This is a genomic window from Porphyromonas macacae DSM 20710 = JCM 13914, from assembly GCF_000379945.1.
GTDB lineage: Bacteria > Bacteroidota > Bacteroidia > Bacteroidales > Porphyromonadaceae > Porphyromonas > Porphyromonas macacae.
Genome location: NZ_KB904124.1, coordinates 303,643 through 320,763, shown reverse-complemented (window position 1 = coordinate 320,763; position 17,121 = coordinate 303,643). Strand labels below are relative to the sequence as shown.

The following is a 17,121-nucleotide window of genomic DNA, read 5'->3' as shown; positions in this document are numbered from 1 at the left end:
TTTTATTGTTATAAATCTTTCTTGTTTTTGAGCTGCTTCAGCGCTTCCCATCTCGGATCGGTTTGTTGGGTATCCGTTGTGGCTTCATTCGCTTCATAGCGGTTGATGACAGCCATCATTTCAGGGTCGCATTCGCCTGTTTCATGCATACGCTGCATAGGCAGGCTGAGCAGAATAAACTCATACATGTGCCAGCCGAGGTCTATGGTGCCTTCCTGTTCGGGCACGATCACAATCTCATCGGACTCTTCTATGTATGTTTCTCCGAATTTTACAATCAAGCGAGTTTCCGTATTCACCGGAACAGTCACCGGAGCCAGACAGCGGTCGCAAACGGTTTCGATATTTCCTTCGAAACGCATGTTAATAGTAAATACGGTACCGACACGTTCAATGGTTCCTTGCATGCGTACATAGCCACTGTTGATGACATTGCTTTCTAATTGAGCGAAGTACTTTTCGTCCAATTGAAAGTCGAAATCCTCTTTCCCTTCGGGCAGAGACTTCAACTTCAGCGTGTATTTTGTGCTTTGCTCCATTCGTTTTCGTCGTCGTAAAATCTCTGCAAAGGTACAAAAAGCATATTTCTTACACAATATAAAATCCTGTCAATATAAATTACGGGGAAAATCGAAAATAGAATTGGCTTTCGGTCCGAAACTCCAAAAGCCAACTCTGTGAGAATATCATGTGTTTTTAGGACTGAAAAAACGATACAGGCCTCTCGGTCTTTCAGCCCGAAGTCTCTGCTTCTCTATTATAATTATATAGAGAACGGATGTAGCATAATTATGTTTGAACTGGGCACGATGACCGGTTTTTCGGAGAGTTTTCGGGTTACTCTGTTATATAAATAGACTCCTTTCGATGTTTTGGATGAATTTCCGAAAATAATCTGATCGCTTCCATACGGAGCAACACAAATACCGTATCCGTTGGAGAGGTCGAGCCCTTCGATTTTGTGAAGAGTTTTGTTTTTCAAGTCTATTTCTACGGCCATATTGGAAATGGCATTGTGCCCGGTTTCCCCTTCTTTATAATAACCGGGAATATCTACATATCCGTAAGCCTTTCCGTCTTTGACATAACGGATAGAAGCAATGAACCCGGCTGTATTTTTGTCGTATTCGACAGGATTGTGCTTGCTGTCGAATTTGACGGCTATTTTTTCTCCCGTAATAGCCCACGCATAAGTGGGGTCGAAATCCAATGCACCGGCTTTGATTCTAAGAAAGCCGGCCTTATGCTTCGTATTCGGCAACATGCCGAAGCCTCCGAGGCAGCTTACATAAATGTCTCTGTTCTCATCCATGAATATGGAATATGGATCGATGGGGCGTGTAGCCATGGAGAAGTTGTGCGTGGTTTCGGAAATCATTTTTACCAGCTTATCCGTTTGAGTGTTGATAATGGCGATATCCGTGTTCGTGTAATCGGCAGGGGGAACCCATCCGCCCACCATTTGATTCAGCCCTACAAACAGATGACCGTCACGATATATCATGGCTCCTACATTCGGGTCTTTATCCAGATGTCCCAGAGAAGACAGGTCTATTTCTCCTGTCAGTTGCATTTTCTCAGGGTTGAAGATCAGTACTTTCCCGATACCGGCACAAGCTATATAACCTTTATCGGCAGCTATGACCACGATATTCGTTGCCGATGATTTTTCGGGAACTTTCATCGTTCCGACTTTTTTTAACCGGTTTTGTTCCCTTCTGTACTTGACGATTTCGAATTTCCCATCGTTCATATAACTCGGAAAGATATAAATGTCATTCCCGAAAATGCAGGGGTTGGCACTGCTGTAGGGAACGGGAATAGCCTCTTTGTTATCTACCCGGGGCTGAAGGCCTTCTATGAGCCGGACAAACTGAGATCCGGACATTCCATCCGTGTTCGGAACGACGGTCATGATAAGAGTGTTGCCTGTTCCGCCCAATGGCGATTCGGGGTTGTTGGATGGACTGTCTTTTTTACAGGAGCTGAGCAACAGCAACATTGTCATTACAGTCATTGTCAGCGGCATAAAATACTTTTTCATTGCTTTTTAGAATTTGATTTATTAGAAATACGGTTTGTTTTTTATTTGAATACATAACGGATTCTAAACCCGAAGTTCCTCCCCGGCAGAGGACGGTTGAATTCGGATAGCATTCGCGTATCGGTCAAATTGTTGATGCGGGCATTCAGGATGATACGCCCGTTCAGGATACTGTGTTCGATACCTGCATTGGAGCTGAAAGTGCGAGGTATGCGCCTTTCCTGATAGATGCTTTGCTCAAAGTCGTAAAGGTATTCTTCCACAAAAGAGCCGTCGATGAAAAAACGGGTGTTTTGCCCTTTTCCGCCAAAGAGATTTTCTTTGTGAAACTCGAATCCGGCATTGGCCATAAAGTACGGTATGTTGGGAATGCGCGAACCTTTGGTCGGGTTGGGAACAGAGGTATTTTGTTCGTATTTGCGCGTGTCTCTCAGATCTTGATAGGTCATGTTGGCATAGCCGTACAGCCAGGATGTAATATCCGCTTTTATTTCGGCCTCGATGCCTAACGTGCGCATTTCTCCGAAGTTTTCATATTGCGATTGCAATACTCCGCCGGTAAATCTGATCATATTTTTCAGATACATGGCAAAAGCGTTGACTTCTACCTGAAGATTTGTGGAATGTTTTCCCGTAAGGTCGAAGAGCATCCCCACATTCAAATTTGCATTACGTTCCGGAGAGAGATTTCCGGCCGGTGCAATCAGAAATCCGTCGCCGAGCAGTTCGTTTTCGGAAGGCAGGCGTACTTCGTAACCGAGAGCTGTTTTAACCATTAGATTGGGTATCAGCCGGTAGCGGAAAGCATTGTTTACGCCCCAGTCTGTTTTTCTAATATTGAAATCCTGCGGTTGAGGGCTGGCAATGCTTGCTTTGCGGGTTTTTGTATTATAATAATAGAATTTTCCGGAAAGGGAATTTAACAACCGGTCATTGCCGGCCCTGAAGTCGTATGTGAGTCCCGCCACCCAACTCACCATGTGACTGTCGAAATCCGTTTTATATCCGATGGCGCGCTCTTTCGTCTCGTCTTTAGGATTGCCGTAGGCAAAGGAAAACAGAGAGTTGAAGTTTAATGAATGATTCTCCGTCAGCACATAGTTCAGATTCAATTTATTTTCAGTAGTATGTTTTTTATTATCCGAGTTAGAAGCCCACAAGCCGATTTCGCCTCCTTCGGAGGAAACCCCCGGCAATATCGTGCCGTCCCACTGTACGCGCTGTGAAGCGGTATCTATCACCGAATAGTTTGTGTAGGCATAGTAAGCAGCCCAGTCTAAGTCTAAGCCGTCGATCAAAAAGTTTTCTTTCTCCAGTTTATTGTTTATCAATAAAACATTAGCTCTGCTGTGAGCTTTTCGTATATTGCTTTCGATTCCCTGAATCTGTTTTTTGCTGCGAAGAAGTACTGTTTCCAGCTCCACCAGATCGAAATACCATTTACGCGCCTTGAAGCTGCCTCCCAAGGCCATCTTTTTGAATTGGTCATGATCTCTTTTTATAATCAGATCATCGTTGAAAGGCGACTGCATTTTGTAGTCGTTGTCGGCATGCGTATAAAAGCCTCCCAAGCCGAATTCCAATCCTTTTGGGGCACTGTTATGTTTGGTTACAAGGGAAAACTTGTGCGTATTGAAGCTTTCGATGGAATAGGAAGCGTCGATATATTTCGGCGGATATTCCTTGATCACGATGTTGACAGCTCCTCCCACGGCAGATCCGCCGAATTTAGCCGGTACCACTCCTTTGTAGATTTCTATGCGGTCTATCATCTCGATGGGTATATCGTTGATATCCACGAAATCGGAGTTGTCGTTTATGGGGCTTCCATCGATAAAGAACCCGATTCTTTTGCCTTCGAGTCCTCTGACCGAAATACGGGATTTGCTCCCTGCACCTCCCGAAGAGCGTATCGTTATGCCCATGGTTTTGGATAAAACATCCTGTACGTTGCTGACCGTACCCTGCAGTTGATTCATATTGATAACGGAAATGGGCATGGCTTGCTCACGAAGTTTGCGGGCCGTGCTTTTTGCCGTTACGATTACTTCTTTCAGGCTTTTGGCTTCGCTTTTCAGACGGATAATGATGGATTTGGTTTCGCCGGCTTTGAGTATGACGGTTTCCTTTTTAGGAGCATAGCCTATGTAGGAAACGGAGGCTTCGTAGCGGCCGGCCGGCAAGTTGAGGAGAGTGAACTCTCCGTTGTTATCAGTCGTAGTCCCATTCTTAAGAGGGTTCAGTATAATGGAGGCTCCGATAAGCGGTTCCTCGTTTTTAGAGTCGATGATTATCCCTTTTAGGACTGCTGTCTGTGCTGCAAGTGTAAATATATTCAGACACAGGAAAAATAAGAGAAAAGTAGATTTGGTTTGTTTCATATCGATAATGTTTTTGAGGTCAAGGTCAGTGAGAACAAAATGCAGATTCGTTCAGAAACAAAAGTGTCCGACTCTTTGAGTCGGACACTTTTGCTATGGGTTTTTAGATACTGTGGCGGTGAATGCCTTGGGATTAATGTACTTGCATAATTTCTTTCCATCCTGCAGTTCCGTATTGAATATATTGTGATACGAATGTCTCTATCTCTTTTTGCGGGCGATTGTAATTCTCCACAATAAGGTCGAAAACTGTGACATAGTTCATACTGTTCAGTTCGATAAGAAGTGAGGATACATTCGTGTTCAGTTCCGGATAACGTTTTTTCATTTCTTCTATGTATTGTATGCCGATCGTTTTGTTCCGGTTAATGAGTTGCTGTCTGAAATTTTCAAAGATAGATCCCTGCGAAGAGTTAAGGATAATCTGGAGTTCCTCCCGGAATTGAGTGACAATGGAAAGCGTCATTCGGATGAATTCGTACTGTAAATCCTGGGAAGAGAAAAAGTCTACAGAGAGTTGCGGCTCTTCATTATGTTTGGAAAGCATATCATTGAAAGCCTCCAATACAGGATGAACGATGCAACTGAAAATTTCCTCCTTGTTTTTGAAATAGTTATAAATATTGCTCAACCCGATTCCCGACATGTTCGAGATATCGCGCATAGATACGCCACGATAGCCTTTTTCTAAGAAAGCTTTCTTGGTAACCTCGATGATATGGTTACGGGTTTCTTCTTTTTCTTTAGCTCTGTCGGACGCCCGGGTTTTCACAAACAACCTTGCTATGGTTAATCAATGCACAAATATAATGGAGAAATAATCGAAAATTCAATACCTAAAACACAGTATTTTCAATCTTCCGAATCGATTGATTTCTTTCTTTTTATGATGAGAGTGTCGTTTTTTCAGAGGAGTAAAAATCTCCGGCCGGCGGTTCGAAATTCTTCGGGCAACGGTTAAAAATCCGTAGCGCTACGGATTTTCAACGAAGTTAACTTGGATTTTTATTTTCCTTAACAAGAATTTTCAACCGTCAGGCAAAGAAATTCCTTTGCTTGTAAGAAGCTGTATCATAGACTTTTGCGAACGCCTTGGAAACAGTCTGAAGAAATCCTATTGCGGTAAGAAGTTGAAATGCAGAGAAAGGCCGTAATGTGTATCGTGGACGGGGAAAGAGTTGCCGCTGACCAGCGGTTTGTTGCTGTTCCATTCGTAGTAGCCGCGCAGGGTGATATAGCGCGAGAGGTCGTAGTCGGCGGTCATGCGCAGACGGTTGTTCAGATTGCCCGTGGTAGCCTGCGATCGGGCGGCTACGATATTGCGTATCAAGGTTTGCGTATGTCCGCGGCTGTACTCCACACGGAGAAGTATCCCTCCCTGCCGGCGTTCTTTTTCACTTGGCGGGGTTGCGGTTTTCTGTCTGCCGAAGAGTGCATCCAAATCCAGTCGAGGGAGGTTCTTCCATTTATAACTGCTTATCAAAGCCCATTCATCGGTATAAGACTCGATCAGTTGTGCCGCTCCGGTATTCAACAGTACGCCACGGCTGTAACGCCGGTGTCCGCTAAGTGTAAAGCCGTTGTACATGCTGATTTCTACGCCGACGAGCGGATAGAATGCCTCCTGCAACGAAACCATCGGTATCAAATAGGGCATGGCTGCACGCGGTTCTCCTTTCTCATCGGGCAGAAAACCCCAATGCTCCCCGCGGTAACCGGCCCAGTCGTTTACGGATGTGTAGTTCCCTACTGTATAAACACCCCGGTAGGCATGACTCAGCTCCAGACGACTGAAAATTTTTCGCATAAACGGTAATTCGCCAAATCCATTGTAAACTACATTCCAGTTGGGCAGCATGGATAGCAGGGACGGTAAAGGATTCAGAGACACGCGCCCGGCCTCCCCACCTGCCAGATAGGCGGCGCGCATGGCAGATACGAGTACTTCGGCACTGTTGGCTGCAAAAGCGACGGAAGAGAGATCGACGGCCTTACCCGCGTATTCCGTTCCGTGCAGGAAGCCGGCATCGGGGTAAACTTTTCCTTCATACAGCCGGCGCAGTCTTCCGGCAATAGACTCCCGGGCTGCCAGCAACTGCTCGAAGGCCGCAGACCGGTAACCGTTATCTGCCGAGCCTCGATTAAAGAAACTGCGTAGCCCTATGGTGGTCATATTGAAGTATCCCCCGTATGTTCTGGGACGGTTATCCAACATATACTGTACTTCGGTGCGTCTCGTGTCCGTGCGGTTCATGTTTAACGTAATATCCAGATGAGGAGCCGGGCGCAGACGGACAACCATATCGAGGGTATTGGTTCGGGAATAGGTGGCTGGCGTTATTCTGCCGCTATTTTTCACTAACCAGCCCCGGTCTGCTGCATGATCGATGAAGTCTGCGCCGGTAAAACCGAAAGCAAAGGGCAACCCCGGGCTAAGGCTTCCGTGAGTATGCGCCTGACCGCCGAACGGGGCTATCTCGGGGATGAACCCCGGCAGATAGGTGGTGCTGCTCCGGCTGAGGTTGAGCTGTATGCGGCGCACGATCATTGCGGCATAACGCCACAGCCGAGCGGTTCGTGTTGTCGTATCGCGCGCAGATCCTGTTCCTTCTATCCCCTGTAAAGCCGATTGCAGATGCCGGTTCTGTCGGTAAAAAGATAGAAGATCCAATGTCAAATGGAGGTCAGCAGTGCTGTTATTGCGTATCACATGTCCCATGGCCGGTGTGCCTGCAGGTGTTTGTGCTCCGCGTTCCCAGTTGTACATGGCGCTGTAAGCCGCATCGCCTCGCACCCACGTCAGTTTCGGAAGCATGGCCGTGGGCAGTACATAGGTAATATTAACCATACGTCTGTAGCTCAACGGTTCTCCAAGTTCTCTGATACTGCGCATCACCGAATCGCGCCAGATACGATAACCGTCCGGATCCAGACGTCTGTTTACGCGCCGGTAAGGCTCTTCTATGCGTGCATGCGTGCCGCTCTGCCAGTTTATTTTCAGATCGGAAGTCAGATCCCACTGCCACTGCATCTCACGATCCCAGTAGAAATGTTGCAGGTGCGTAACGATGGCTTCGGAATGGGCGGTGTATTCGCGCATCTGCTGCTCCTGATAGTAACGCCTGAGCGAGGAACTCAAATGTATTTTGGAAGGCCAGAGGTTCACAGCGTAATATGCCAGAGGTCTGAACCGCTCGTTTTTATGCGAAGCCATAGAAGCCAAAGGGCGCAGCGGTTTGAATCGTGGTGCGTAATCGTAATGGATGGCGGAGCTCCAGTTGCGGCTGTCGTCGAAGCGAACTTCGGGCGTAGCACTGTGTGCCCGGCTATGAGCATAGCTGAAACTGAAGTTGGCCGGATCATAAGGCATCGGGTTTTTGCTTTTTATCCCCACACGCACATTGGTCAGAGCCACGCTGTGAGAGCGCTGTACACTGCGGGAAAGGTCGAGCATCGAATCCCGTTCCGAAGAGCGTGAAGCATCTTTCAGCGCATCGTCCAGTAATACATCGGGGTCTATGGGATTATAAAGCGGGGTGCTCTGCTCGTTGTGCGCCGTAACATAAAGGGGGATACTTGTCTTCCATTTTTCCGGGAGGAAGCGCCCCATATCCATCTGCGCCGTAAAATCCAGCAGCGTCAGGTGGTCTATTCGCCGTTCATGCAGTCGCTGATCCAATGCTCCGAAGCCGGCCGAGTAGTGGCGTGCTTCCAGATGTACCGTGCCCATATCGGACAGTTGCATGCCCAGATTGGCTCGTGCCGCCCAGCCACCTTCCTCATCGTAATCGGTGAGCCTGAACTCATCCACCCAGACTTCTGCGCTGAGCACCCGCCCGGATCGGTTGCGTACTCCGATCATGACAGCACGTACATCGGACAGCGTGGGTTGCCCCATCACCGACAGACGCCCCCCGGAGGAATGTTCGTCTTCACGGATATAAGGCTCGTAGAGCGAAGCCTCCGCTTTCCTTATGGCAGCATTGCGCTTGCGTTTAAGAGCCGGGAGACTGCGTAAATGGATATTCATCCTGTTGACTTCAGGCCAAACCTGTTCACGGTCGAATTCGTTTTCCGAACTGTAGACACCCGGTTTGGTCAGATGTAGCGGGCGGGCGTATTCATAATAATTTTGCCTGTAATCCGATCCTAAGCGAATAAAGAGCTCCAAATCTTTATCGTCGGGAGTCGATGTGCTGTTTATCAGCCGTTCGGCATGGGCGAACAGTTGCAGTTTCTTATATCTGCGCAAATCGTAATTGCCTGTTTTGTATACTGCCCGGGCATCGGCCGGTGATAAATTTTCTACCTGCAAACTCAGAGACTGTTCATTGACTCGTGAGGGATTGAGGCCGGAACGGTCTATACTCTGCGTTACGCCCGGAGGTAATACATAGTTGACCGGGGTGCGGTCGCCGTTTTCTTCCAGATTGACCGTGCCGACCGTGATTCGTGCATCCGTTACGGGGGATGTTTCCGGAGCGTTCAAAGGCTGTTCGTACGGGCGCCAACTGCCACGCACCAGCCTGAATGTGCCGAACCGCAGGTGCACTTCTTCCTCGAAATTACGAAGGCACAGGCGGGCAAAACGGATAGAACGGAAATCGCGCATGTTCCCCACCTGTGCGGTGTAGTCGCGAATGGGAATTTTGAAGAGATACCACGTAACCGTTTCGGTTTTTCCGTTGGGCAGGCTGACCGAGGCCGTACGGCTGTCGGCTATGAAGTTTTGTCCCGGTTTCATATAAGACGGTTTCAATTCGATGCGATATTCGTAATACTGCTCCCGGTCTGTGAGTGTATTGTCTCCGTTTACATCCTCTGTATCGGGTAACAGGCGGGCGGCCGTTTCTCCGGTGGAGGTCTCGGCTTTCCGTGCCGTGTTGCCCTCCGTGCCGTTGTAGTATTTGTAACGCTCCGTTACGGAAGCCTGCAGGCGATCGTAACGTTCGTCCCGGCTATGAACGAAGTCGTCGCCTGCGGGGTCTGTCAGAGGGCTTACCGGCAACTGCACCCAGCGGTCGATCTGTTCCCGGCTGACGATACGGTGCAGGCGGCTCAGGTAATCGGCATAGACCGGTGTTTGCTTTTCTTCTTCCGAACTTAATCCGTTCAGCCCGACATCTTGCCGGCTTAGCCCCGTACCGGTATTGTCGAACCCGGAGGATACGGGCTGCACAGCGGGTACCTTGCCCCAGACGGTCTGTTCCGTGGCTCCGGACGTATCGTTCACAGGCATGCCGTTTTCAAAAAACTTTCTTCCGTCCCGGAGTACATCTTCGGAGACATCGCCCAAATGTAAACAGAGGTTGCCACCTTTAGACTGCGGATGATAGATGAACGGATCGAGCAGCCAGAATTCCACATAAGCGATATTTGCCTCCTCGAAGTCGGTCTGATTGAGTGCACGCATCATGCCGCCCCAGTTTTTTTGAGGTTCGGATAGACGTCCGTCGGGTAGCAGGTTGTCGGTGGACAGATTGTACGGACCGCGCTCTTCGGGGTAATAGCTGACATTCAGCGTGCGCAGATAGCTCATGGCGGAAAGAGAGAAATCCCGGAAAGGGAACAGCTCATGCACCTCTACCGAACGGCTGTAATGATTGCTCAGCAGATTGGGGTCGGCACGCAGGTAAGCCGGCATATATCGGGCATCGGGGCGCATGAACAACGGGTCGATATGGTACCACGAAAGCAAAGCCCGGTGCATGCCGTAACGGATGTCTCCGGATAGACGGGCTTCGTTTCCCAGCTCATCTCCGGGCACTCCCCACGGAGTGGCGGAGAGACTCCAGGAATAGGCGTTGAGCAAATCATCATAACTGCGTGCGGATTCAAAGTCGTCGATATAGCTGTAATCGCCTGCATAACGGCTTTTATAGCGCCCAGGAATAAGATGGGCAAATTCGGCATCGAAGGAGATATGAGACGGTTCGGAGGCTTTTACGGCAGGCAGGGCATCCAGCCATTCGGTCAGCTTCGTACTCTTTTTTCGCCAGTTCAGATTTACACCCCAGAGTGTATTGCGCATGGATTCGAGTCCGAAAGCCATTTTGGCATCCAGAGGCGTTTCTCTCAGGTGCATGAGTGTAGCTCCGATATTCAGTTCGGGATTGAAGGCATAATTGAGATCGACTCCGAAAACAGACCTGCGCTGTATCAGATCTGTTCCCTGGTCTTCATAGCGGATATCCACCGGCACCCCGGAAGCTAAAATCTCTTCGTTGATGATACGTACGGCTCCGGTGGCATAGTCCACTTCATAGTCTATATGTTCGGCAAGAGTGACCCCGCCTGCGGTAACCTGTACGGAACCCGGACGTACCCGTCCGGTCCCTGTGTCGTCCGTACTGCTTCCGCCTGCGTAACTTCCGCGGATAAGGAAGCGGTTGTACTCGGTGCGTTGTGTGGCTGCTACTCGTGTGGAATCGTAAAGGGCATCGAAAACATAGAGTCCGGCATCTGCTCCCAGAGCTTTCTTTACGGATATTCTGAATGGTTCCACAGAAGGGAATATAACTGTACCCAAATGGCTGTCGACCGTATATCCCTCCACAAAATCGAAACGACCGTCGGGGTGCGGTTCGTGTCGTTCGTTCAAACGGTCGAATCCCAAAAGACGGAGGATGCTCTCTTCGCGTTTGGACTGCACATCGAAGTAGGGCAGATAAATGCCCGTAGAGTCTGTACGCCCCACAATCTCCAGCTTAAAATCTTTAGGTTCGAGCGTAATACCGGAAGCAATGCGGTAAACATTTTTCATCATCAGCGGCCATACCTTGTCGATGGGCGAGGAGGACGAACTTTTAATCAGTTTGAGAATCAGATTGTCGGCTGCTCCTCCCGGTCGGTCTGCAGTGAACTCACCCACCCGGTAGGTCTTTCCCTTATAGGTGTATTGAAAGGCCACGGCCAGCACATCGCCGGCTTCCAGTTTTCTGTGCAGGGAGATATATCCCAATGCGGGGTGCAGGGTGTACTCTTGCGGCTCCAGTTTTCGTGCGCTTTCGAGCCTTTCGTAGCTGTGATGCAGCTGATGTGTGGGGGAGAGAATACCGTCGACCTGATGGAGATTGCGAACGGCCGGATTGGCGCTCAACATGGCATACAGTTCGCCCTCGTTATTGGCAGGCGGAATCTGTTCGACATTGATCGGATCGGCCAGATTGTCTATGGCCACGATATTGCGTGCACCGTCGTAAACGCCTCGTCGGTTGGTTATCCAAACCTCTATCCGGTCTATGTGGATACCGCTGTTGACAACCGGCAAGGAAGCCATTGCCTCATCGAAGCGGTGATAAAAAAAAGGAGCTAAAAAGAAGTGTCGCCGTTCGTCGTAGCGGTCTGCACTGATTTCAAAAGGAGTTACGGACTTGCCGCGGGGAGCCGAATAACGTTTGACCGTCGTTCGCTGACGGCTCGCCACCATATCCACCCGCAACTTGCCGAACTGCATCTGTCCGTAAATGCCGAAAAGTCCTCCGCCGCTTTGAATCAGCGAATTGCGGGGAAGCAGGTTTACATTGCCGAACTCCACGGATTGCAGGATCTCATCTTCGGTGCCTTTGTACGCCAGACGTAAGCGTCGTGCGTCCTGTTTGAACGGAGCATCGGTATTATAATCGAGCCCGAAGATTAGACGCTCTCCCACAGAACCGTTGAGAGAAAGATGGATGTTCTGGTTTAAGTCCGGATAGCGGTGACTGCGATCCCGTTCGTGCAGAGTGGGGTTGTCCGTACGGGTACGGTGCGCTCCGGCCGATAACTCGGCATAGCCGTTGACATTCATGTTAACGGCACCGAATTGCAGCATGCTTTTCGGTTGTTCCGTTCTTTTTGACGATTCCCCTGATAGAAGATCCGGCACAGGCAATGCCCCGCCGTCTCGGGCTTGCATATACCGGCGATACTGTTCGGGCGTAAAAACAACAGGGCTGCCTACAGGTTGCCCGTACAGATAAGTAATAAGAAGATACCGGTTGTTCGGTGCATCGTAAACAAAGGTCGAAGTATAACGCCGCCGCGGAAGGCTGTCCTGTGCCGTAAGCAGGCCGCAACTCACTCCGCCGACGAGCAGGCACCACAGTACCACTTTGTATAGCGAACGGAGACAGGCCATCATCCGGCAGGGAGTTTAATACATTAACGGATAATCGTGCAACAGGCGAAACGAATATGACTACAACATTCTAAGAGCTTGCTTGATGATGTCTTCGACCGGAGCAGAGGGCTCGCGCATCAGGATGGTTTTTACCGCCTTTCGAACAGGAGCATCGGCAAACCCCAGCATTTTCAGAGCGCTAATGGCCTCTTCGGCTGCATGTGCGTCGGGCATATTGATGCCGGCGCCCGAACCGGACGGAGCCATCTCTTCCGTCAGTGTAAGTTTGCCTTTCAGATCCACCAGAATACGCTGTGCTGTTTTGAGTCCGATTCCTTTTACCGCTTTCAGGGCATCCGTCTGTCCCGTCTCGATAATTTGCGTCAGCTCATTCGGCGCATACGAACTGAGGATGACGCGCGCCGTATTGGGTCCCACGCCCGACACAGAAGTCAGCTTGACAAAAAGAATCTGCTCGGCATGCGTGGCAAAGCCATAGAGAAGATGGGCATCCTCACGGATTATTTCGGTAGTCAGCACGCGTCCCTCTTTTTCAGACTGCAATGCTGTATAAGTATTGAGCGAAATGTTCACTTCGTAACCTACGCCGGCACATTCTACAATCATCGATGTAGGGGTAATTTCGGTAAATGTTCCTTTAAGATAGGCAATCATGATCGGAAATGTTTAAGAGATGAAAAGGATTTCTGTACCCGGTTGAACACAGGTGCAGGGTAACCCGTCAATGGTCCTGCCTGTATTTCGTTTCGTCTTTGTCTTCCATAATCCCCAGATAGCTCGTATACCGGCTTTGGGGTATGCGTCCTTCTTCCAAAGCAGCCAGCACAGCACAGCCGGGTTCATGCGTATGACTGCAATTATTGAACCGGCAGTGCGCCGATTCCCTGAATATTTCGGGGAAGTAGTGTCCGACCTCTTCGGGAGCCATGTCTATGGTACCGAATCCCTTGACTCCCGGTGTGTCGATAAGATATCCTCCTGCAGAACCGGGCAAAGCAATCATCTGCGAAAAGGTGGTGGTGTGCATGCCGGTACGGTGTGCATCGCTGATTTCCGCTGTGCGCAGGTTTATACCCGGAACCAGCCGGTTAATCAGCGAGCTTTTCCCTACGCCGCTGTGTCCTGCCAGTAAAGTTGTCTGCCCTGCCAGATCGGTCGACAGGGCTTCGACGCCTTCGCCTGTTTCGGCCGAAACGCAATAACAGGGATAACCGATATAACGGTACATGGCACAGAGAAACTCCAGTTCCTCCAGTTCCTTCGGGACGTAAAGGTCTGTTTTGTTCCACACCAAAGCGGCAGGTACGCGGTAAGCCTCTGCCGTGGCTAAATAACGGTCTATGAATGTGGTGCTGGTTTGCGGCTGTACCACGGTGCATACCAGAAGGGTGCGGTCTAAGTTGGCACCCAGAATATGTGATTCTTTGGAGAGGTTGCTGGCACGCCGTATGATATAGTTGCGTCGCGGTAAGATTTCTCGGATATAATCCGGGTTATCTCCGTCGACACTCATCACCTCCACCTGTACACGATCGCCCACCGCCACCGGGTTGGTGGAGCGGATACCGCGCAGGCGAAGGTTGCCTTTTATCAAACAGAGACGTTCCTTGCCGTCGTCGCACAATACGCGGTAGTGACTGCCGGTGTTGTGCGTGACCAGCCCTTCCAGCTTTTTCACACGGTCATGATTTCCTTTTCCTTATCGCCGAAAACCTCTTCGATACGTTTGATATACTTATCGTGCACGGTTTGTATTTTCGCTTCCGTATCTTTAGCTGCATCTTCCGGCACAGAGTCGGTTTTGATACTTTTGCGCACGGCTTCTATGGCGTCGCGTCGTGCATTGCGTACACTGATTTTGGCATCTTCGGCATCGCTCTTTACCTGTTTTACCAGGTCGCGCCGTCTGTCTTCGGTCAGCGGAGGAATACCCAAACGAATGACCTCTCCGTTGTTTTCCGGTGTAATACCTACGGGAGAGTTGATAATGGCTTTCTCTATTTCTTTGAGCAGATTCTTTTCCCATGGAGCCACCACGATGGTGCGTGCATCGGGTGTGGTTACGGTAGCCACCTGATTCAGGGGCGTATTGTTGCCGTAATACTCCACAAAGATACCGTCCAGAATCTTCGGATTGGCTTTGCCGGCTCTGACTCGGGACAACTGTTCGGTAAGGTGCTCTACGGCGCGCTCCATGTTTTCACGGGCATCATCCACAAAAATATTCAAGTCGATCATAGTATAATTTATTATGCAATTTTATTCGTTATTCATTTGAAACATAAGTGCCGATGGGTTCTCCGCGCAGAACTTTCAACAGGTTGCCGGGCGTATCCATGTCGAACACCACGATGGGCAGGTTGTTTTCCATACACATGGTTGTAGCCGTAAGGTCCATGACCTTGAGTCCTCTGCGGTAAATCTCGTCGTAGGTGATTTTATCGAATTTCGTAGCCGCAGGGTCTTTCTCGGGGTCGGCCGTATAAATACCGTCCACACGCGTGCCCTTAAGCATGACGTCGGCTTCCACTTCGATACCTCTGAGCGAGCTGCCGGTGTCGGTGGTAAAATAAGGGTTGCCCGTGCCGCCCGAAAGGATAACCACTTCACCTTGCTCCATCAATTCGATGGCACGCCATTTATTGTAGTATTCGCCGATAGGCTCCATGCGCGTAGCAGTCAGCACTCTTGCCTTTACGCCCGCAGCCGTCAACGCCGAACTTAAGGCAAGACTGTTGATTACCGTGGCCAACATACCCATCTGGTCGCCTTTCACACGATCGAAACCCTTTGTGGCACCGCTCAGACCTCTGAAGATATTACCGCCACCGATCACGATGGCTATTTGTATGCCCATGCCCGCGGCTGTTTTGATGTCTGCCGCATAGTCGTTGAGCCGTGCAGGGTCTATGCCGTACTGTTGGGCACCCATCAGGCTCTCGCCGCTCAGTTTCAGTAAAACTCTTTTGTATTTAGCTTCGTTCATTGCAACTGTATTGTTTGGTAAAAATACTCCGTAATACGCAATGTTGCAAAGTAACAAATTATTTCCGTTAAGCAGCTATTTTGCCCGCTGTTTGCGTATAGAGCGGTATGTGGAGATGCCAAGCCGGTTTTGTTTCGATACGTATGAAAACAATCGTACTATTATTTTATACATACTTCACAACGAAAGATGAAACCGCACTCTAATGCCGTTATTTTATATTCGCGGTTATATGGTATTAAAATTCTTATCTTTGTGGAGGTTAAAACTTTAACTTCTTAAATAGTAATCAGAAATTATGGAAATTGTAAAGATTGTAGGTCGCGAAATTTTGGATTCTCGCGGCAATCCTACCGTTGAGGTAGATGTACATTTGGCATGCGGTGTAATGGGTCGTGCTTCTGTGCCCAGCGGTGCTTCTACCGGCGAGCACGAGGCTTTGGAGTTACGTGACAACGATAAATCTCGCTACTGCGGTAAAGGTGTTTGCACTGCAGTTAAAAATATCAACGAAGTTATTGCCCCCGAGTTATATGGTTTAAGTGCACTGAATCAACGTGCCATCGATATGAAGATGCTGGAGCTGGACGGTACGAAAACCAAAAGCAACCTGGGTGCCAATGCCATTCTCGGCGTTTCTCTGGCTGTAGCCAAGGCGGCTGCCAACTATCTGGAGATGCCTCTTTACCGTTATATCGGCGGCACTAATACTTTTGTATTGCCTGTGCCTATGATGAATATTATCAATGGCGGCTCTCACTCCGATGCTCCTATTGCTTTTCAGGAGTTTATGATCCGTCCTGTCGGTGCCGAAAGCTTCCGCGAAGGTCTGCGTATGGGTGCCGAGGTATTCCATGCACTGAAAAAAGTGTTGAAAGACCGTGGCCTGAGTACTGCCGTGGGTGACGAAGGTGGCTTTGCACCGGCCCTGAACGGAACGGAAGATGCCATCGAGTCTATCCTGAAAGCCGTTGAGGCTGCCGGTTATGTTGCCGGCAAGGATATTACCATTGCCATGGATTGCGCCGCAAGCGAATTCTACAAAGACGGCATATACGACTATGCCAAGTTCGAAGGCAGCAATGGCAAGAAACGTACTGCCGATGAGCAAGTGGCTTATCTGACGGAGCTGGTCAACAAATATCCCATCGACTCTATCGAAGACGGTATGAGCGAAAACGACTGGGAAGGCTGGAAGAAATTGACCGATGCCATCGGTGACCGTTGCCAGTTGGTGGGCGACGACCTTTTCGTGACCAACGTAGACTTCCTGAGACGTGGTATTTCAGAAGGTTGTGCCAACTCTATCCTGATCAAGGTTAACCAAATCGGTTCTCTGACCGAAACGCTCGATGCTATCGATATGGCGCACCGTCACGGTTATACCAGTGTTACCAGCCATCGCTCCGGAGAAACGGAAGATGCTACCATCGCCGATATTGCCGTAGCCACTAACAGCGGACAAATCAAAACCGGTTCTCTGAGCCGTACCGACCGCATGGCTAAGTATAACCAACTCCTTCGCATTGAGGAGGAATTGGGCGATCTGGCCGTTTACGGTTACAAACGCGTAAAATAGTGTATCCCC

General features: G+C 49.5%; 10 protein-coding genes. 1 reads left to right on the top strand and 9 read right to left on the bottom strand.

The features are described 5' to 3' along the window. Window positions 1-8: 8 nt before the first annotated feature. The 9 genes from A3GI_RS0101590 to pyrH form a co-directional block, all read right to left on the bottom strand. A complete protein-coding gene (locus A3GI_RS0101590; RefSeq protein ID WP_018359727.1) occupies window positions 9-539 on the bottom strand; it encodes a YceD family protein in 531 nt (176 codons plus the stop codon). A gap of 224 nt (window positions 540-763) precedes the next feature. Beyond that, window positions 764-2,044 (bottom strand): hypothetical protein, encoded by a 1,281-nt coding sequence (locus tag A3GI_RS0101585; RefSeq protein ID WP_018359726.1) that lies wholly within the window; start codon window positions 2,042-2,044, stop codon window positions 764-766. Window positions 2,045-2,085: 41 nt separating this feature from the next. Continuing rightward, window positions 2,086-4,425: a TonB-dependent receptor gene (locus tag A3GI_RS0101580; protein ID WP_018359725.1), complete on the bottom strand. Its 2,340-nt coding sequence runs from the start codon at window positions 4,423-4,425 to the stop codon at window positions 2,086-2,088. Between the two features lie 133 nt (window positions 4,426-4,558). Further along, window positions 4,559-5,197 carry a TetR/AcrR family transcriptional regulator gene (locus A3GI_RS0101575; RefSeq protein WP_025079336.1) on the bottom strand — a complete coding sequence of 213 codons (639 nt, stop codon included), beginning with the start codon at window positions 5,195-5,197 and terminating at the stop codon, window positions 4,559-4,561. A gap of 342 nt (window positions 5,198-5,539) precedes the next feature. Further along, window positions 5,540-12,547 carry a T9SS outer membrane translocon Sov/SprA gene (gene sov, locus A3GI_RS10250; protein ID WP_018359722.1) on the bottom strand — a complete coding sequence of 2,336 codons (7,008 nt, stop codon included), beginning with the start codon at window positions 12,545-12,547 and terminating at the stop codon, window positions 5,540-5,542. Between the two features lie 57 nt (window positions 12,548-12,604). Beyond that, entirely contained in the window at window positions 12,605-13,201 is a 597-nt protein-coding gene (gene ruvA / locus A3GI_RS0101565) for a Holliday junction branch migration protein RuvA (protein WP_018359721.1), read from the bottom strand. 67 nt (window positions 13,202-13,268) lie between these two features. Beyond that, on the bottom strand, window positions 13,269-14,216 hold the full coding sequence (gene rsgA / locus A3GI_RS10245) for a ribosome small subunit-dependent GTPase A (RefSeq protein WP_040575238.1): 948 nt from the start codon (window positions 14,214-14,216) through the stop codon (window positions 13,269-13,271). 5 nt (window positions 14,217-14,221) lie between these two features. After that, window positions 14,222-14,785 carry a ribosome recycling factor gene (gene frr, locus A3GI_RS0101550; RefSeq protein ID WP_018359719.1) on the bottom strand — a complete coding sequence of 188 codons (564 nt, stop codon included), beginning with the start codon at window positions 14,783-14,785 and terminating at the stop codon, window positions 14,222-14,224. 28 nt (window positions 14,786-14,813) lie between these two features. Continuing rightward, the gene (gene pyrH, locus A3GI_RS0101545) at window positions 14,814-15,533 is read right to left on the bottom strand and encodes a UMP kinase (protein WP_018359718.1); all 720 of its coding nucleotides are present in this window, start codon (window positions 15,531-15,533) and stop codon (window positions 14,814-14,816) included. A gap of 298 nt (window positions 15,534-15,831) precedes the next feature. Here pyrH and eno point away from each other — a divergent pair, with 298 nt between their 5' ends. Continuing rightward, complete coding sequence (gene eno / locus A3GI_RS0101540) at window positions 15,832-17,112, top strand: phosphopyruvate hydratase (protein ID WP_018359717.1); 1,281 nt, start codon at window positions 15,832-15,834, stop codon at window positions 17,110-17,112. Window positions 17,113-17,121: the final 9 nt, after the last annotated feature.